The 19,241-nt window shown below is 35.9% G+C and carries 16 protein-coding genes; 6 read left to right on the forward strand and 10 right to left on the reverse strand.

Translation table 11 applies throughout. The annotated features are described in order from the left end of the window. Window positions 1-35 precede the first annotated feature (35 nt). Window positions 36-1,505, forward strand: coding sequence for an amino acid permease (locus tag ACQY29_RS04830; RefSeq protein ID WP_428224115.1), 1,470 nt, complete (start codon window positions 36-38; stop codon window positions 1,503-1,505). Between the two features lie 56 nt (window positions 1,506-1,561). Here ACQY29_RS04830 and ACQY29_RS04835 read toward each other — a convergent pair whose 3' ends face one another. Beyond that, a complete protein-coding gene (locus ACQY29_RS04835; protein ID WP_428224116.1) occupies window positions 1,562-1,996 on the reverse strand; it encodes a LexA family protein in 435 nt (144 codons plus the stop codon). Continuing rightward, window positions 1,980-3,260, reverse strand: coding sequence for a Y-family DNA polymerase (locus ACQY29_RS04840; RefSeq protein ID WP_428224117.1), 1,281 nt, complete (start codon window positions 3,258-3,260; stop codon window positions 1,980-1,982). The genes ACQY29_RS04835 and ACQY29_RS04840 overlap by 17 nt, the downstream gene beginning before the upstream one ends. A gap of 110 nt (window positions 3,261-3,370) precedes the next feature. Here ACQY29_RS04840 and thiL point away from each other — a divergent pair, with 110 nt between their 5' ends. Further along, window positions 3,371-4,420 (forward strand): thiamine-phosphate kinase, encoded by a 1,050-nt coding sequence (gene thiL / locus ACQY29_RS04845; protein ID WP_428224118.1) that lies wholly within the window; start codon window positions 3,371-3,373, stop codon window positions 4,418-4,420. 106 nt (window positions 4,421-4,526) lie between these two features. Here thiL and hppD read toward each other — a convergent pair whose 3' ends face one another. The 3 genes from hppD to ACQY29_RS04860 form a co-directional block, all read right to left on the reverse strand. After that, the gene (gene hppD / locus ACQY29_RS04850) at window positions 4,527-5,690 is read right to left on the reverse strand and encodes a 4-hydroxyphenylpyruvate dioxygenase (RefSeq protein WP_428224119.1); all 1,164 of its coding nucleotides are present in this window, start codon (window positions 5,688-5,690) and stop codon (window positions 4,527-4,529) included. Between the two features lie 109 nt (window positions 5,691-5,799). Then, on the reverse strand, window positions 5,800-6,957 hold the full coding sequence (locus ACQY29_RS04855; RefSeq protein ID WP_428224120.1) for a homogentisate 1,2-dioxygenase: 1,158 nt from the start codon (window positions 6,955-6,957) through the stop codon (window positions 5,800-5,802). A gap of 184 nt (window positions 6,958-7,141) precedes the next feature. Further along, window positions 7,142-7,564, reverse strand: a complete 423-nt coding sequence (locus ACQY29_RS04860; RefSeq protein WP_428224121.1) for a Rieske (2Fe-2S) protein — start codon at window positions 7,562-7,564, stop codon at window positions 7,142-7,144. Between the two features lie 156 nt (window positions 7,565-7,720). Between ACQY29_RS04860 and greA the strand changes: the two genes are divergently transcribed. Genes greA through ACQY29_RS04880 form a run of 4 tightly spaced genes read left to right on the forward strand, consistent with a single transcriptional unit; the run spans window position 7,721 to window position 9,905 of the window. Continuing rightward, on the forward strand, window positions 7,721-8,197 hold the full coding sequence (greA, locus tag ACQY29_RS04865; RefSeq protein WP_428224122.1) for a transcription elongation factor GreA: 477 nt from the start codon (window positions 7,721-7,723) through the stop codon (window positions 8,195-8,197). Between the two features lie 3 nt (window positions 8,198-8,200). Then, a complete protein-coding gene (locus ACQY29_RS04870; protein ID WP_428224123.1) occupies window positions 8,201-8,590 on the forward strand; it encodes an HIT family protein in 390 nt (129 codons plus the stop codon). Between the two features lie 22 nt (window positions 8,591-8,612). Then, on the forward strand, window positions 8,613-9,617 hold the full coding sequence (recA, locus tag ACQY29_RS04875; protein ID WP_428224124.1) for a recombinase RecA: 1,005 nt from the start codon (window positions 8,613-8,615) through the stop codon (window positions 9,615-9,617). A 60-nt stretch (window positions 9,618-9,677) separates the two neighbouring features. Then, window positions 9,678-9,905: a hypothetical protein gene (locus ACQY29_RS04880; protein ID WP_428224125.1), complete on the forward strand. Its 228-nt coding sequence runs from the start codon at window positions 9,678-9,680 to the stop codon at window positions 9,903-9,905. A 19-nt stretch (window positions 9,906-9,924) separates the two neighbouring features. Here ACQY29_RS04880 and bioB read toward each other — a convergent pair whose 3' ends face one another. From bioB to dnaE, 5 genes are all read right to left on the reverse strand, one after another. Continuing rightward, on the reverse strand, window positions 9,925-11,007 hold the full coding sequence (gene bioB / locus ACQY29_RS04885) for a biotin synthase BioB (protein ID WP_428224126.1): 1,083 nt from the start codon (window positions 11,005-11,007) through the stop codon (window positions 9,925-9,927). A gap of 131 nt (window positions 11,008-11,138) precedes the next feature. Next, on the reverse strand, window positions 11,139-11,582 hold the full coding sequence (locus ACQY29_RS04890) for a hypothetical protein (RefSeq protein ID WP_428224127.1): 444 nt from the start codon (window positions 11,580-11,582) through the stop codon (window positions 11,139-11,141). A gap of 85 nt (window positions 11,583-11,667) precedes the next feature. After that, window positions 11,668-12,597, reverse strand: a complete 930-nt coding sequence (locus ACQY29_RS04895) for a bifunctional riboflavin kinase/FAD synthetase (RefSeq protein ID WP_428224128.1) — start codon at window positions 12,595-12,597, stop codon at window positions 11,668-11,670. A 57-nt stretch (window positions 12,598-12,654) separates the two neighbouring features. Continuing rightward, window positions 12,655-14,586: a M43 family zinc metalloprotease gene (locus ACQY29_RS04900; protein ID WP_428224129.1), complete on the reverse strand. Its 1,932-nt coding sequence runs from the start codon at window positions 14,584-14,586 to the stop codon at window positions 12,655-12,657. A gap of 43 nt (window positions 14,587-14,629) precedes the next feature. Then, window positions 14,630-19,174, reverse strand: a complete 4,545-nt coding sequence (dnaE, locus tag ACQY29_RS04905; RefSeq protein ID WP_428224130.1) for a DNA polymerase III subunit alpha — start codon at window positions 19,172-19,174, stop codon at window positions 14,630-14,632. Window positions 19,175-19,241 lie beyond the last annotated feature (67 nt).

Here is a 19,241-nt window from a genome sequence, read left to right on the forward strand (position 1 = left end):
TTTTTGGTGTGCTTAATACCAAACTTTAAAATTTTATGTCTATTTGGAAAAGAAAATCTATTGATCTTTTATTGGCCGAAGCCTCTGATTCAGAAAAAGGTCTGAAAAGAACTTTAACCGCTTGGACCTTAGTTGCACTTGGAATAGGTGCTATTATTGGAGCAGGGTTATTTGTTAGAACAGCGGCTGCGGCTGCTAACAGCGCTGGACCGTCAGTAACTATTGGTTTTATAGTAGCTGCTATAGGATGTGCTTTAGCTGGTTTATGTTATGCTGAATTATCTTCTTCAATTCCAATTGCTGGTAGTGCTTATACCTATACGTATGCTACTATGGGAGAGTTTCTAGCTTGGATTATTGGTTGGGATCTTATTTTAGAATACGCTGTAGGTGCTGCAACTGTAGGAATTGCATGGAGCGAATATTTAAATAATTTGTTGGTCAATGTGTTACATACTTCGCCCATACCCTATGAGTGGTCTCACTCGCCATTTCAAACATCTGCAGACGGTGTGCATGGTTTAATTAATTTACCTGCTTTGTTTATAGTTGGTGCACTAAGTTTATTGCTTATTAAAGGAACTCAGGAGTCTGCTTTTGTAAACAGTTTGATTGTTGTTGTTAAAGTAGCCATTGTTGTTTTGATAATCGTAATTGGATGGCAATTCATTAATCCCGTAAATCATACACCCTATATTCCTGAAGCTACAACTTTTGTGGATAAGCAAGGAATTAGTCATGATTTTGGTGGTTTTTGGGGGATAATTAGTGCAGCGGCTACTGTTTTCTTCGCATTTATTGGGTTTGATGCTGTTTCAACTGCGGCACAAGAAACAAAAAATCCTAAGAAAGACATGCCTATTGGTATTTTAGGTTCCTTAGCTATTTGTACTGTTTTGTATGTACTTTTTGGTCACGTGTTGACTGGTGTAGCTAATGTTGATTTCTTCAGAAATGAAGGTGGCGAAGCGTCTGTAGCTGCTGCAATCAATAACTTCATGCCAGGTTATAAATGGTTAGGCAGTTTTGTAACTGTAGCTATTTTGGCTGGTTTTTCTTCAGTAATTTTAGTGATGCTTTTAGGACAATCACGTGTGTTTTACTCAATGGGTAATGATGGATTATTGCCAAAAGCATTTAGCGAATTACACCCGAAATACAAAACACCTTATAAAGCTAACTTAATAATTTTGTTAATTGTAGGTTTGTTTGCAGCCTTTGTTCCAGGTGATGTGGTTGGAGATATGACCAGTATTGGTACTTTATTTGCATTCATTTTGGTTTGTATTTCTGTAATTGTTTTAAGAAGAACAAATCCTGAAATGAAACGTGAATTTAAAACTCCTTTCGTTCCTGTTTTGCCTATGATTGGTGCGCTAGTTTGTTTTGTTATGATCTTAGGATTAGGTTGGTTAAACTGGGTTCGATTATTTGTATGGATGGCTGTAGGTGTTGTGATTTATTTTGCGTACAGTAAGAAACATAGTAAATTGAATAATGAATAAAAAATGAATAAAGCTGCCCTCGGGTAGCTTTATTTTTATATGTACTGTTTAATGATTTACATTTTTTTTATAGTATACGTTACAATACCCCAAACCATAAATTGGTTTTCAGTAGTGACTTTTATCGGCGGATAGGAGGGGTTTTCAGCTACTAGATGCAAACAATCTTCTTCTATTTTAATGCGTTTTACGGTAAATTCCCCATCAATAAAACATACAGCTATCTTATTATCTCTTGCTTCAATACTTTTATCTACTACAAGTATGTCCCCATCATGTATTCCAGCATCCATCATGGAATTACCTTTGACTTTGATATAGAAAGTAGCTAAAGGATTTTCGCACAATTCTTTATTCAAATCAATGGTGTTTTCGTTAAAATCTGCCGCTGGTGATGGAAATCCAGCAGAAACCCCATCAGGGATAAAAGGAATGTTTTGTTGGCTTTCTGTATCAATTTTAAAAAATGTAAGTTTATCTTTTGTCGACATTAATTTCTAATATTTCGTTTAAACATGTAGTATATCGAGGGGAGAGGAAATTTTGATTCATGTCCCAGGTTTTTCCCAAATTCTGTCCAGCTAATTTAATTTTTCTGTTGCCCATTTTTTTATTCAACTGATCCATGGTTTGCATCAGCGCCAGATGTTTTGGGTCCTCTTCTGTAAACAGATTGAATTGTTTGGTGTTTTCTGGGATGATACTACTAACAATCACTCCAGCTTTTTTAAACTGCATCCCTTTTTTGTTAACCAATAATTGTTGCAATAATTTAATAGCTTCGTTACTCAATGTCAAACTAGACTGGGTAGCAAAAGGCAAAGTAACTGTGGCATTGAAATAATATTGACTGGTTTGATATTTATGAGGATCAATTAGCAAAAGCACAATTATAGTGTGGCAACAAGACTTTTGTTGGCGCAATTTCTCAGCGCAAACCGTAGCAAAGGTCGATACACGTTCTTTGAGTGCTTCATAATCTGAAATTTGCTTAGGAAAACTTCTGGTCACAGAAATGGATTTTCGTGCTTCCACTTCGCCTTCCATTTCTAAAACACTTTTACCTTCTAATTCATATTTTAACCGCATACCCACTACGCCCATTTCTTTTTTTATCCAAGTTTCGTGTTGGGGTAACGTAAAGTCATAAGCTGTCTTTATGTTGCGTAAAATCGCTTTTTTGTAAGTTCTTCTTCCAATTCCCCAAACATCTTCAATCTTTAGCCATTTCAAAGCTTTAAGACGTTTTTCATCAGTATCAATCACGTAAGCTCCTTGAGTTTGTGAGGGGAACTTTCGGGCAATTTTGTTGGCAACTTTAGCTAATGCTTTTGTTGAAGCAAATCCTACACAGGTTGGAATGCCTACCCACTGCAATACGCGTTGTCTAATTTGTAAACCATAAGTATGATAGTCAGATATAGACATTCCGTCAAAATGCAAAAAGGCCTCGTCTATACTATACACTTCCAAATTTGGGGTGAATTGATTTAAAATCCGCATCACCCTTTGACTCAAATCACCGTACAAAGGGTAATTAGATGAAAATACTTTGACATTGTGCTTTTTGAGTTCGTCTCGAACTTTAAATTCGGGGGCTCCCATGGCTATACCTAATGCTTTCGCTTCATCGCTACGCGCAATGATACAACCGTCATTGTTAGAAAGTACCACTATGGGTTTTCCATTATATTGCGGTTGAAAAACGCGTTCACAAGAAGCGTAAAAATTATTACAGTCTACCAAAGCATACATATTGCAAAATTACGCAAGTTTTGCATTAGTAAATCCACTTTTGTCTCGTGAAACGATTAAAAGAGTTTAGATTTAAGTTTGTACCTTTGTCCTTTAGAAAAGTAAGGATTATGATTGAAGATAAAACTCCTCAAAAAACAAGTATTGCTCAATTGGGCGAATTTGGGTTGATAGACTATTTGACACAGCATTTCGAAATTTCAAATGAATCTACAGTTAAAGGTATTGGTGATGATGCTGCTGTTTTAGATTTTGGAAACAAAAAAGTGGTTGTTTCAACCGATTTGTTGATTGAAGGTGTGCATTTTGATTTGGCGTATATGCCTTTAAAACATTTGGGATACAAAGCAATTTCGGTTAATGTATCTGATATATATGCGATGAATGCTAAAGCTACTCAAGTAACGGTTTCTATAGCAGTTTCTAATCGTTTTCCATTAGAAGCTTTAGAAGAATTGTATGCAGGGATTACATTGGCATCTAAACAATTTGGAGTTGATGTGATCGGCGGTGATACTACGTCTTCTCAAAAAGGATTAATTATTTCGGTGACTGCCTTGGGAGAAGCTGAAGAAAATACTGTTGTGTATCGTAACGGGGCTAATGAAAATGATCTGTTAGTAGTTTCGGGCGATTTAGGAGCCGCATATATGGGCTTGCAAGTATTGGAACGCGAGAAACAAGTTTTTATGGTTAATCCAAACAATCAACCTGATTTAGATGAGTATACTTACTTAATTGAGCGTCAATTGAAGCCTGAGGCCCGCAAAGATGTACCAGAAATTCTAAAAGCATTAGAGATTGTTCCTACTGCGATGATCGATATTTCGGATGGGCTTTCTTCTGAAATATTGCATTTAAGCAAACAATCTAATGTAGGTTGTAATCTATTTGAAGATAAACTTCCATTAGATCCTCAATTTATTAATGTTTGTGAAGAGTTCAACATAGATAGTACGACCATAGCCTTGAATGGTGGAGAGGATTATGAGTTATTGTTCACCATCAAGATGGATGATTATGATAAATTGAAAGGGAATCCGCATTTCACGGTTATTGGGCACATGACAGCGGCAAGTGAAGGTTGCCATTTGGTAACGCGTGCTAATACAAAAATTGAGTTAAAGGCGCGTGGTTGGAATGCTTTGACAGAGGAGTAGTTTTTAAAAATACCGTAAATTAATGGAAATTGTGTTAATCCGATTTCTTAAAGTAAAAATGCCATTCAAACAGTTTTGAATGGCATTTTTTTATGAATATTATGAATTACAAAGTTCCGCGTAATTCTTGTTCTCTTTCGATAGATTCAAACAAAGCTTTGAAGTTACCAGCGCCAAATCCTTTTGCTCCCATACGTTGAATGATTTCGAAGAATAACGTAGGACGGTCTTCAACAGGTTTAGTAAAGATTTGTAATAAATATCCCTCCTCGTCTGCATCAATCATAATACCTAACTTTTGTAATTCGTTGATGTCTTCTTTGAATTTTGACATATGGTCTTTTAAACGCTCAGGAATAGCATCATAATAGGCTTGTGGCGGAGTGCTTAAAAATTCAACACCACGAGCACGCATATCAGCAACTGTTTTGATGATATCATCTGTAGCTACGGCAATATGTTGTACACCTTCTCCTTCATAGAAGTCTAAATATTCTTCAATTTGAGAACGCTTTTTACCGTTTGCAGGTTCGTTAATAGGGAATTTAATTCTACCATTTCCATTGGACATTACTTTCGACATCAATGCAGAATATTCCGTAGTGATTTGTTTGTCGTCAAATGAAAGGAAGTTAACAAATCCCATTACATCTTCAAACCACTTAACAGCTTCGTTCATTCTGTTCCAGCCTGTGTTTCCTACCATGTGGTCAATAAATTTTAAGCCCACTGGTTCTGGATTGTAATCTGATTTCCATTCGCTATAGCCAGGTAAAAAGATACCGTTATAGTTTTTGCGTTCTACAAAAATGAATACCGTTTCACCATACGCACCATAAATACCTGCACGAACCACTTCTCCATTTTCATCTTTTTCTACTACAGGTTCAAAATAGGATTTTGCGCCACGATTTGTAGTTTCTTCGTATGCTTTGCGAGCGTCTTCTACCCAAAGTGCAATCACTTTAACGCCATCACCGTGTTTTTTTACGTGTTCACCAATTGGAGATTCGCTGTTTAAAGCGGTGGTTAAAACTAAGCGAATTTTATCTTGTTTTAATACATAAGAAGCTCTGTCTTTTACTCCAGTTTCTAATCCTGCATAAGCTAAAGATTGAAAACCGAAAGCTGTTTTGTAAAAGTGTGCTGCTTGTTTGGCATTACCCACGTAAAATTCTACATAATCTGTGCCTAATAAAGGTAAAAAATCTTGTGCGCCTTCAAATATTTTTTCTAATCCGTATTCTACTGATTTTAATTCGTTACTCATGATGAATTTTGAAAATTTTAAAATTTGAAAAATTTAATTAGTTGATTTTTTTCAAATTAAATTAATAAAAATTGTTTTTTTTAGTAGTCCAATTTTCAAATTGGTACATTTAATCAAGCCAAGACTGATAGTATTTTTCATCGGCTATTTTCATGGCTTCTTCAGTAACCATCAACGGTTTGAAAGTGTCAACCATTACCGCTAATTCTTGAGTTTCTGTTTTACCAATACTTCTTTCAGCAGCACCTGGGTGTGGACCGTGTGGGATACCAGCTGGGTGTAATGAAATATGACCTGCTTCTATATCGTTACGACTCATGAAATCACCATCAACATAGTATAACACTTCATCAGCATCAATATTGCTGTGGTTGTACGGAGCAGGAATAGATAATGGGTGGTAGTCGTATAACCTAGGTACAAATGAACAGATTACAAATGCATCGGTTTCAAAAGTTTGATGGATGGGAGGGGGTAGGTGTATACGTCCTGTGATAGGCTCAAAATCGTGAATTGAAAAAGCATAAGGGTAGTTATATCCATCATATCCCACAACGTCAAAAGGATGTGAGGCGTAAATCATATCAAAAATTTCGTCTTTCTTTTTGATTTTGATTAAAAACTCACCTTTTTCACAATATGTTTCTAATTCCTCTGGACGACGAATATCACGTTCGCAAAATGGAGCGTGTTCTAATAATTGACCAAACCAGTTTCTATATTGTTTAGGAGTGTAAACTGGGCGGTGTGACTCAACTATAAATAGACGGTTGTCTTCTGTGTCAAAATCTATTTTGTAAATCATACCTCGAGGAACTACTAAGTAATCGCCATATTTGAAATCTAAATTTCCATACATGGTGCGTAGTTTACCTGTACCTCTATGGATAAAGATAACTTCGTCAGAGTCGGTGTTCTTATAGAAATAATCGGTAGTCGATTTCTTTGGAGCGGCTAAAACAATGTGACAATCGCTGTTGGTCAGTACGATTTTTCTACTTTCCAAGAAATCATCTTGTGGAGCTACTTGAAAACCTCTCAATCGATACGATTGGATGTTGTTAGCTTTGGCAATTTTAGGCGCAACACTGTATTGTCCTTTGATTTCTTTGACCATAGTTGGGCGGAATTCGTGATAAGAATTCGTTGACATCCCATCAAAACCTATGGTTCCGAACAATTGCTCGTAATATAAATCGCCGTTTTCTTTTCGGAATTGTATATGGCGCTTGTGAGGAATTTTTCCTAATTTATGATAAAAAGGCATTTCTTTAAGTTTTAAAAGTTAAAAGTTTAAAAGTTTAAAAACTGGTTTTAAACTTTTGTAATAACAAAAAGAAAACAACTCATTCAGGGTTTCTCTTGATGAGGAATTTAAGATGTGCTAATAATCCTTTAAAAATTGGTTCCATAGTTCCACAAATTTCGGAAAAAATAGTGAAAATAAAAAGTTAATTATACACTCTAATTACGGAGTTGTTGACTTCAATTCGATATCCTTTCAAAGGGTATTGTTGGCCACCATCGCCTGTGAAGATGTTGTAAGATGTTTTATCGCAAGAACAAGTTGCTTTTGCGCCTTCAAGGCTTAATTTTGAACAAGACGTGGGATATTGTATTGGGCAACTCGCTTCCCAAGCTACATAACTATCACCTCCTCCAGTTTTCATGACAATAATACCTTGAATACCAGCTCCTGGTATGCTGATAAGAACAGGTTCGCCCGCATAATTCAATTTGTTATAGGCGGGTAGGGTTTTGTTAATGTCAATTGAAAAATTTACATTGCTAATGTATTGGTTGCTATTATTAACACTGTCTTTTTGGCACGAGAGCATGCATAATAAAACCAGTAGGATTATATTTTTTTTCATTGATTTAAACCGAATTGTTTTGTTGCAAATTTAATTTAATTACATTTGTATAACGTTGATAGAAACGATAAAATTACAAACTGAATATAAAAATAGTATCTTTGCAAGAAATCCCGTTGTAATGGGATTTTTTCTGTTTATACAATAAATGATGTTATGAGTAAAGTATCTTATTACACTGCTGAAGGATTAAAAAAATTAAAAGACGAATTAGAATATTTAAAATCAGTAGAACGTCCAAAAGCATCGGAAGCTATAGCTGAAGCTCGTGATAAAGGAGATTTATCTGAAAATGCCGAGTACGATGCAGCAAAAGAAGCTCAAGGTTTACTTGAGATGAAAATTGCAAAAATGGAAGAATTATATGCGAATGCCCGTTTAATTGATGAATCGCAATTGGATTTGTCGAAAGCATTAGTATTGTCTTATGTTAAAATAAAAAATCAAGCTAACGGCATGGAATTGACTTACCAGTTAGTTGCAGAAAGTGAAGCGGATTTAAAAAAACAGAAGATTTCAGTTACGTCACCTATAGGTAAAGGTTTGTTAGGAAAATCTGTGGGTGAAATTGCAGAAATTAAAGTGCCTAATGGGACTTTGAATTTCGAGATTTTAGATATTACAAGAGATTAAGTTATGGCTTCTATATTCACTAAGATTGTAAATGGAGAAATTCCATGTTATAAAATCACAGAAGATGAAAACTTTTTAGCTTTTTTAGATGTAAATCCAAATGCTAAAGGGCACACTTTGTGTATTCCTAAACAAGAAATCGATAAGATTTTTGATATCGATGATGCGCTTTATTTAGGATTAATGGCTTTTTCGAAACGCGTTGCTATTGCTATTGAAAAGGCTATCCCGTGCAAGCGAGTTGGGATGACCGTTATAGGTCTTGAAGTGCCACATGCTCATGTGCATTTAATTCCTTTGAATATGATGGATGAAGCACGATTTATACACAAAGTAAAACCAACTGAAGAGGAATTTAGAGCTATTGCAAAAGCGATAGCAGATCAATTATAAACTACAAGAAATTCATTTCGTAATGAGTGCAGATAAAGAAGCAAAATTAAAAGCATTACAGCTTACTTTAGATAAGTTAGACAAAGCTTATGGTAAAGGAACTGTTATGAAAATGGGCGATAAAGCCATAGAAGAAGTTGAGGTTATTTCTTCTGGATCTCTAGGAGTTGATTTAGCGCTTGGTGTAGGAGGTTACCCGAAAGGTCGAATCATTGAAATTTATGGTCCTGAGTCATCAGGTAAAACAACACTAACGTTGCATGCTATTGCGGAAGCTCAAAAGGCGGGTGGTATTGCTGCGTTTATAGATGCCGAACATGCCTTTGATCGTTTTTATGCTCAAAAACTAGGAGTAGATATTGATAATTTAATTATTTCTCAGCCTGATAACGGGGAGCAGGCTTTAGAAATTGCTGAAAGCTTAATTCGCTCAGGGGCAGTAGATATTGTTGTGATTGACTCGGTTGCTGCGTTAACACCTAAGAGTGAAATTGAAGGCGATATGGGGGATTCTAAAATGGGATTACATGCTCGTTTGATGTCACAAGCACTTCGAAAATTAACTGCAACCATTAGCAAGACAAACTGTACTGTGTTTTTTATCAACCAGTTGCGTGATAAAATTGGCGTAATGTTTGGTAATCCAGAAACAACGACAGGTGGTAATGCTTTGAAGTTTTATGCTTCAGTTCGTTTAGACATTCGTCGTTCTTCACAAATTAAAGAAGGAGAAAATGTGTTAGGTAACCGTACTAAGGTGAAAATTGTTAAAAACAAAGTTGCGCCTCCATTTAAAACTGCTGAATTTGATATTATGTATGGTGAAGGGGTTTCTAAAACAGGAGAAATCTTGGATTTAGCTGTAGAATTTGAAATTGTTAAGAAATCAGGTTCATGGTTTAGTTATGGAGATACTAAGTTAGGGCAAGGTCGAGATGCGGTAAAAGGTTTAATAAAGGATAATCCAGAACTTGCGGATGAGCTTGAAGTTAAAATAAAAGAATTGATTAAAAACAATGAAGATTAATTCGTGTGATTAGTCGAAAAAAATTTTGTTAGTAAAAAAATTTTTCTATTTTTACAACATATGAGAAAGTCAATTAATACAAAAATAGCTCAAGTGGTTTTACTAAGTTTTGGCTTTATGGAAAAGCTTGTGGCAGGACGACCTGCTCCACCTGTTCCTAATCCTAAGAAAGGTCCGCCAACTCTACCTCCTGGTACTCCTATTGATGATTTTTTAGTATTATTGACTATAATTGCAATTCTGACAGCATTTTATTTTTTAAAATACAATCATAAAAAAAGCTCCTAAATTTAGGAGCTTTTCTTTTTTATTTTTTTCCTGCTGCAGCAAGATTTCTTTCAATTTCATGCCCAGGTCTTGACCATTTAGGTTTTTCACCTAACGATTGGTATTGTGAATCACATGCTTCAACTGTTTTAGGTTGCATTAGTTTGATGAAAGGTTTTTGTGGTTGTAAACCTAACAATTCAAACATCTTCATGTCTTCGTTTACATCAGGATTTGGTGTCGTTAAAAGCTTATCTCCTGCAAAGATAGAATTAGCTCCTGCAAAGAAACACATAGCTTGTCCTTCTCTTGACATTTCTGTTCTACCAGCTGATAAACGCACTTGAGTTTCAGGCATAACAATTCTAGTGGTTGCTACCATGCGAATCATTTCCCATATTTCCACTTGTTTTTCATCTTCCATAGGAGTTCCTTCTACGGCTACTAAAGCATTGATAGGTACAGATTCAGGTTGCGGATTTAAAGTGGCTAAAGCAACTAACATACCTGCTCTATCCTCAATGCTTTCTCCCATACCTATAATTCCGCCACTACAAACTGTTACGTTTGTTTTGCGAACGTTTTCGATGGTTTGGATACGATCTTCAAAACCGCGTGTTGAAATTACTTCTTTGTAATATTCTTCTGAAGTGTCTAAATTGTGATTGTAAGCATATAATCCAGCTTCTGCTAGACGGTGTGCTTGGTTTTCAGTCAACATACCTAAGGTACAACACACTTCCATGTCAAGCTTATTAATAGTACGTACCATTTCTAAAACTTGGTCGAACTCAGGGCCATCTTTTACATTTCTCCATGCTGCTCCCATACAAACACGTGACGATCCGGATTCTTTCGCTCGTAAAGCTTGTGCTTTTACCTGATTAACTGTCATTAAATCATTACCTTCTACATTTGTATGGTATCTTGCTGCTTGGGGGCAGTATCCACAATCTTCAGGACAGCCTCCTGTTTTGATGGATAATAATGTGGAAACTTGTACGGTATTCGGGTCGTGGTGTTGTCTGTGTATAGTTGCTGCTTCATAAAGAAGATCCATCATAGGCTTATTATAAATAGCAATAATCTCTTCTTTAGTCCAATTATGTCTTGTAGTATTCATAAATCGTTTGGTTTATGGGTCAAAAATACACATTTCGTTTTAAAATACTAGAAGAGTAGCGGGAATAAAAAAATGTTTTCAATGAATAGAATCTCCATTGAAAACATTATTAGGGGTTGTTATTGCGTGTTTTAAAAGTGTTTTAAAGGTCGATCTTTCCAATATTGCATCAAGGTAAAGGTAATGATGATAGAAGAAGCGATACCTTCAAATAACAAGCCTATGCAATACTGGTACATAGACGGTTCGCCTCCACCAAAAAGAAAATTCTTTGAAAGTTGATTGAGGTATTCGTTTCCGCCCTTGAATGAAATATAGGCTAATAGTCCTGCTACACTTAGGAAGACACCTACAAGGGATGTAATTGTGCCTGAAATTAAATTGTCGAGGTATTCTATTCTACCTTCTCTGTAATTTGATTTAATAACCTTGTTTACAAAGTAAATGACAATTAAAATATTTAACATGCGTAATAAAAAGACATGTGATAAGCCTATGAGCTCCATAGTAAGGAAGTAAATACCAATACCTATGAAAATCATAATGCCATTATTAACTTCTTTGGATAGACTCATGATGTTATTTATTAAATGAAACGATAGAGAAGTTTTAGTTGTTTAAATTTAATAAATAAATATCTAATAAACAAGTAGTTATCCTTTATTTTGTTTTGTTGAAAAAGTTGATAGTAGTGTTTTTATCCTGTTGTAGTTGATTTTGTAAACTAGCCAAAGAGTCAAATTTTTGTTCCTCTCTAATGAAATCGAGAATATTTACTTTAAGGGTAGATTCGTAAAATTCGAAATTACAGTTTAGCAAATGAACTTCAATTGTGGTGTGTACTCCATCAATGGTGGGGCGGTTTCCAATGTTCATCATTCCTTGAAAAATCTGATCATTTAGTTGCACTTGGACTATGTATACCCCGTTTTTAGGTACTAATTTCTGGGGGTTTTCAATGCAGATATTTGCGGTAGGAAAACCTATAGTTCTGCCTAGTTGATTACCTTTAACTACTTTTCCTTGAAAAATATAGGGATAACCTAGATAATCATTAGCTTGTTTTATATTTCCCTCATTTAAAGCTTGTCTTATTTTAGTCGAGCTTATTGTGATTTCATCTAATTCTTGCGCCGATATTTGTTCTACATCGAAATGATATTTTTGTCCCAGTCGTATTAGATCATGAATGTCAGATGAACGGTTTTTCCCAAAACGATGATCATAACCGATTATAATTTTATGAATTTTTAATTTATCAACAAGTATTTCTTTTACAAATTCCTCTCCACTTAATTCAGAGAGAGCTTGGTTAAATTCTAAAATCACCAAATTGTCAATTCTTAATTTTCTGAGAATTTCTATTTTTTCCTCGTTGGTGTTAAGTAATTGGATATTTTTTTTGTTGTTAAGGACTGATTTAGGGTGGTTTGAGAAAGTTATCAGCACTGTTTCTGTGTCTGTGCTCGAACAGGTTTGTAATCTGTGGATTATTTTTTGATGGCCTAGATGGACCCCATCAAAAGTTCCTATGGTAACTATGGTTTTTTTATCAAAACTAGCTGTTGACAAATCCTGTATGACTCTCACTTTTTTTTGAATTTGGGTGCAAATTTAGTGAATAAAAAAGAGAGGGGACGCCTCTCTTTAGTTTTTTATGAACTTTACCGTTTTAGTGTTGTATTCAGAATTGAGATTTAAAAAATAAAGTCCTTTGCTAAGTAGGCTTATATCTACCGTATTTAATTCTGTTTTTTTTGCTTCAAATTTTTTGACCAATTTACCTGTAATATCATAAATACTACCATCTGATATGTTGCCTAAAGCACCTCCGTAATGAAATAATAATTCATTGTTAACGGGGTTTTCGACTAAATAAATTTCGTCACTTAATTGTTGAATTATAAAACCTTTGGTACTTGAACTTCCAAAATTTCCTTCTCTAATAATGATGTTTTCGCTATTATACCCTAAGCTGTAATGTCCTTCACCTTGGTTGCAACACAATCCATCTCCGCGTGTATCTGTGATTTTGAAAACATAACAAGAGTTGTTTTTGATTTCAAATTTTTCTTGAATGAATTGCGGGTTATCATCTTCATAAGGGCCGCCAGAATTAAGGATGTTACCATCCTTGTCAGTAAATGTCCAAGAGATTTCAGATCCTTTGTTGTCTAATTGTAATTCTAAGTTTACTTCTTCGTAGTTAAAAATTTCGGGATCAGAAGTGTTTGTAATTTTAGTTTTGCTTAAATTGTTTGAAATTCTGGAGTCAGCGCTTCCGTTAACATCTACAATGCTCATTTCTAGTTCATCATTTACGTTTCCAGATTCAGGTACTTCAAATAATGCCCATTCATTAGGTTGTAAACTTCCTTGCCAATCTATGTTTTTAGCAGATTGACCATTAAAACTATAACTTATCTTTATGCTATTTATTACATTGGTACCCCTATTTACCAATGAATACTTGCGTGGACTGATATTACATGAATTAGAAAATGTAGTGAATTCTCTTTCAATAATTATTTCTGCATCATTTGTCAGTAGAGGTATACCCTTTTCCTTTGTTGAGGTTTTTAATTCTTTTCTGCGTAAAGCATTGTTTAAAACAGTGATCATACGATTTGCTTGATCTTGTGTGAAAATGTTCATGCAAATATCATCAGTATAATCCATGTAGTTTTCGACCATTTCTTTTTCAAGTCCAGTACAACTGTTTATAATTGGACAACCCTTGTTATCTATATGTGCTACTGGAGTGTCATTGCAATAATCGTTACCACAATATGCGTCACCCCAAATATGACGAACTCCTAACCAATGTCCTATTTCATGAGTCATAGTTCTGCCTTTGTCAAACCTATAACCGCTGTAATTGCCTTTAGGGTAAATTTCTCTTGAGCCAAAAGTTCCATAGCTTGCTACAGTACCATCAGTAAGAGCAGTTTCGTCATAAAGAGGTAAATCTGGAATTGCAGATAAACTTGGAAACTGAGCATAACCTAGTAATTCTTCTGAAGTAAAGTCTACAGTCCATAGATTAAGATATTGATCCGGATTCCAGATAGTTTGAGGCTTTAATATTTCTTGAATTTCTTTTTGATCCCATTTTTTATGATCAAAATAAACACGATTTATTCCATTGATCGGATTTCCATTTGGGTCAACTTGAGCTAAAGCAAATTCTATGCGAGTATCTGCACCAGCTGGATGTGAATTCTCTCCAGGTGTTCCTATTTTTCTTCTGAAATCATTGTTTAAAACAGTTATTTGAGATGCTACTTGTTCGTCAGTTATATTCGCCCCAACACCATTTTTCTGACCATTATGTACCACGTGAACAACTATTGGGATAGTGATAACGCCATTATTTTCTGATTTATTAGAGATTTTTTTTTCTAATAAGTGTGCCATTTGCTGTTCAAATTCTTTGGGAGTAGCTCTTCTAGGATTTTTGCTTAGTAGATATGTTTCATTTGCCATAGTGCCACATTTTTCAGGCTTATTCTGTGCATATACTCCAAGTGTTGTTAGGACGTAAAATAACAATGGATTATAGAAATATTTTGCTATCATATATTGTAATAATTTATTAAGAAAGACAAAGTTATTTTATTCATTAAGCAATTTTGAAATTTATTTGTAAATTTTCTAATTCTTGTAGCAATTCAGACGTTATTTTAATTTTAATTTTTCGACTCGGCATCGAAAGCATGTTTTTAATCACAATTTCCTCTTTCTCTTCAGGGATAGCTAAATCCACTTCAGCGTCTAGATTTTCCAAATCCTCCGCAGTAGTATCCTCCACAGGAGCACTTTCAATTTGAAGTTGTTTTTTGATTTTTTCTAATTCCATGACTTCAAAGGTGATTTGATGGTCGCCTTTGTTATCCACAAACAATTGGTAAAGTTGATTGACTAAGCTCTCTTTTAACTCATAAATAGAAAAAAGAATGGTTATTCTTTTGGCATAGGTAGGTAATACATCGGCCAACATTTTTCCGTCGAGAAATTGAATACGTGGGTCTGATTTTTTACCTGTTTCTCTGTTTACCCAGCCTTCTTTAACGTTGAGTTTTAGATAAACAAACTGGTTTTGAACCAAATAATGTCTGAATTTCAAATATTCTTCATCAAAAATCTTGAATTCGTAATTTTCATCATATCCTTCTAGGTTGAAGGTTGCCCAACCTTTCCCGTTTTTAGCTGTTCGATGTTGCACATTATTCACCATACCACCTATAGAAATGTTTTTCCCTACCAATTGCTCTAAGTTGGCTAAATGTTCCAAACGGGTATTACAGAAATATTTCATTTCATACTTATAATCATCCAGTGGATGCCCAGAAATATAAATCCCAACTACTTCCTTTTCGCGTGCAAGCTTTTCCATGGTATGCCACTCTTCGCAAGGAGGTACTGTTGGCTCAGGGATTTGAACCTCGGTGGCTTCCCCAAACAAACTTACCTGTGCGGAGTTTTCATTTTCTTGCATTTTGGCACCATATTTCATGGCTTTTTCTAGAAACCAAATATTGTCGCCATCATGGTGAAAATATTGTGCACGATGCGTATTTTCAAAGCAGTCAAAACCACCTGAAAGCGCTAAGTTTTCGAAAGCTTTTTTATTGGCCGCACGCAAATCAATACGTTTGGCTAAGTCAAAAATCGAACGATATTTTCCATCTTTTCTATTTTCAATAATAGTATTTACGGCACCTTCACCTACGCCTTTAATCGCTCCCATACCAAAACGGATGGCATAGTTTTCATTTACCGTAAATTTATAAAACGATTCATTGACATCAGGCCCTAATACTTGCAATCCCATACGCTTACACTCCTCCATAAAGAACGATACTTGTTTGATATCATTCATGTTATTCGATAGTACCGCGGCCATATATTCTGCGGGGTAATGCGCTTTCAAATAGGCCGTTTGATAGGCTACCCAAGCGTAACAAGTAGAGTGAGATTTGTTAAACGCGTAACTCGCAAATGCTTCCCAGTCCGTCCAAATTTTATCTAGTCTTTTTTCGTCGTGACCTTTAGCAACCGCCTGTTCGATGAATTTTCCTTTCATCTTATCCAGTACGTCTTTTTGCTTTTTACCCATCGCTTTACGCAGTACGTCGGCATCCCCTTTAGAGAAACCCGCCAACTTTTGCGACAAGAGCATTACCTGTTCCTGATATACCGTAATTCCATAAGTTTCACCCAAATACTCTTCACAGGCATCTAAGTCATAAGTAATTTCTTCTTCACCATTTTTCCTACGGACGAAGGAAGGAATGTATTCCAAAGGTCCTGGACGGTATAGGGCATTCATGGCGATTAAATCGGCAAAAACGGTAGGTTTTAAATCCTTCATGTATTTTTGCATTCCAGGCGATTCGTACTGGAATACCCCAACGGTTTCCCCTCTTTGGAAAAGCTCATAGGTCTTTACATCATCAATTGGGAAATTGTCAGGGTCTAAATCGATACCATTTCTATATTTTACCAGTTTAACGGTGTCTTTAATTAAGGTAAGGGTCTTCAGACCCAAGAAGTCCATCTTAAGCAATCCCGCGCTTTCAGCTACCGAGTTGTCAAACTGAGTTACATATAAATCAGAATCTTTTGCCGTGGTTACAGGTACGAAATTCGTGATATCATCAGGGGTAATAATAACCCCACATGCGTGAATCCCCGTGTTACGCATCGAACCTTCTAAAACTTTGGCTTGCTGTATGGTTTCACCCGCTAAATCCCCATCGTTTGCAATCCCGATGAGTTCTTTTACACGGTCAAATTCTTCCGATGATTTTAATGCTTTTTTAACCTCGCCTTCTTCTTCTTTTAAGAAACGTGCTAAGTTCCATTTAGAAGGCATCATTGCAGGAATCAACTTCGCAATTCTATCGGCTTCAAATAATGGTAAATCGAGTACACGTGCGGTATCGCGAATGGCCGATTTAGTAGCCATTTTACCATAAGTGATAATCTGCGCTACTTGACTCGCCCCGTATTTATCGATTACATATTTCATAACATCTCCACGCCCTTCATCATCAAAGTCGATATCAATATCGGGCATGGATACACGGTCAGGATTCAAGAAACGCTCAAAAAGCAAGTCGTATAAAATAGGGTCAATATTTGTAATTCCTAAACAATACGCTACCGCTGAACCCGCTGCTGAACCACGACCTGGTCCAACGGAAACCCCCATGTCCCTAGCTGCCGCGATAAAGTCTTGTACAATAAGGAAATAACCCGGATATCCTGTTTTTTCAATCGTTAACAATTCGAAATCCAGTCGTTCCCTGATTTCAGCCGTTTTCGTAGGATTTATCGTTTCGTCTGCAATTTCAGGATAACGACGTTTTGCTCCTTCATAGGTAAGATGTCTTAAAAATTTATTTTCTCCTCGTTTTCCACCATCTTCATTGTCTTCTGCTACTATAAATTCTTCAGGAATATCAAACTTAGGAAGCAATACATCACGGTAAAGCGAATACACTTCTATTTTATCTACAACTTCTTGGATATTGATAATAGCTTCTGGCAAATCAGCAAAAAGACGTTTCATTTCGTCTTGCGATTTGAAATAATATTCCTGATTAGGCAACCCAAAACGGTATCCGCGACCACGTCCTATAGGCGTAGCCTGTTTTTCACCATCTTTTACACACAATAAAATATCGTGCGCATTGGCATCTTCTTTAGCTACATAATAGGTATTATTGGTGGCAATCAATTTGACATCGTGTTTACGCGCCAATTGAATTATCGACTGGTTGACACGATTTTCGTCTTCTTGATTGTGACGCATGACTTCAAGGTAAAAATCTTCACCAAATTGCGCTTTCCACCACAACAAAGCTTCCTCTGCTTGGTTTTCACCTATATTTAAAAGCTTACTCGGGATTTCTCCATAAAGGTTTCCAGAAAGTACTATGATGTCTTCTTTGTATTTTTCAACAATAGCACGGTCGATTCGAGGTACATAATAAAAACCATCGGTATAAGCTATTGAAGCCATTTTGGCTAGATTGTGATAGCCTTTTTTATTTTTGGCTAAAAAAACAACTTGGTAACCATTGTCTTTAACCGATTTGTCCTTATGGTTATTACAAACATAGAATTCTCCACCTACTATGGGTTTCATTTCTACTTCTGTAGGTGTTTCCCCTTTAGCAATAGCCTCTTCATTCTTTGCTTTAGCCCCTTTGTTATGATTTAAAACAGCACTTACAAATTGAAAAGCACCCATCATATTTCCTACATCGGTCATGGCTACTGCTGACATTTTGTGTTTAGCTGCAGCGCCCACAATAGCTGGAATAGAAATAGTGGATTGTAAAACCGAAAACTGGGTATGATTATGTAGATGCGCAAAAACGGCATGTTCTAAATCCTTGATTGCCTCCTCTGAAACAGGTGTTTGCACACCTTCTTGCTGGATTTGATTTAATCTTTTACGAATTTCATCAGATGCCGACTTAAGATTGATGTGTTTTAAGCCTATTAATTTTATTTCTTGAGGATTGCTCTCACGAAAACGCGTGTAATAATCAGCGGGAACGTCGAGTTCTTCTTTAGTGAAAATTTCACGTTTTATCAACTCTAAGAAACAACGGGTAGTGGCTTCCACGTCGGCTGTGGCATTATGCGCTTCTGAAAAAGGGGCTCCAAAAAGATATTGGTGTAATTCAGTAAGCGTGGGCAATTTATATCTACCTCCACGTCCTCCAGGGAGTTTAAGCAACTCGGCAGTGGTTTCCGTACAAGTGTCAAGTACAGGCATTTGTGTCAAATCGGTGCTGATACCCCCACGATAAAACTCACATCCCATAATGTTAACGTCGAATCCTACGTTTTGCCCCACGATATATTTAGTTTTAGAAAGTGCAATGTTGAACTTTTCTAAAACTTCCTGAAGCGAAATACCTTGTTCCATGGCTAATTCGGTAGAAATACCATGCACACGTTCCGCATCATAGGGGATATTAAATCCTTCTGGCTTGACTAAATAATCTTGATGTTCGATAAGTTGTCCCATCTCGTCGTGCAACTGCCAAGCAATTTGTATACAACGAGGCCAGTTGTCGGTATCTGTTAAAGGAGCAGACCAACTGCGTGGTAAACCTGTAGTTTCGGTATCGAAGATTAAATACATAGGTGTAATGATTGCTAATTATAAATTTCGAGTCAATGGCAATATTAATTTCTGAATTCTAATTTCT

The organism is Flavobacterium sp., assembly GCF_965262375.1.
Taxonomy (GTDB): domain Bacteria; phylum Bacteroidota; class Bacteroidia; order Flavobacteriales; family Flavobacteriaceae; genus Flavobacterium.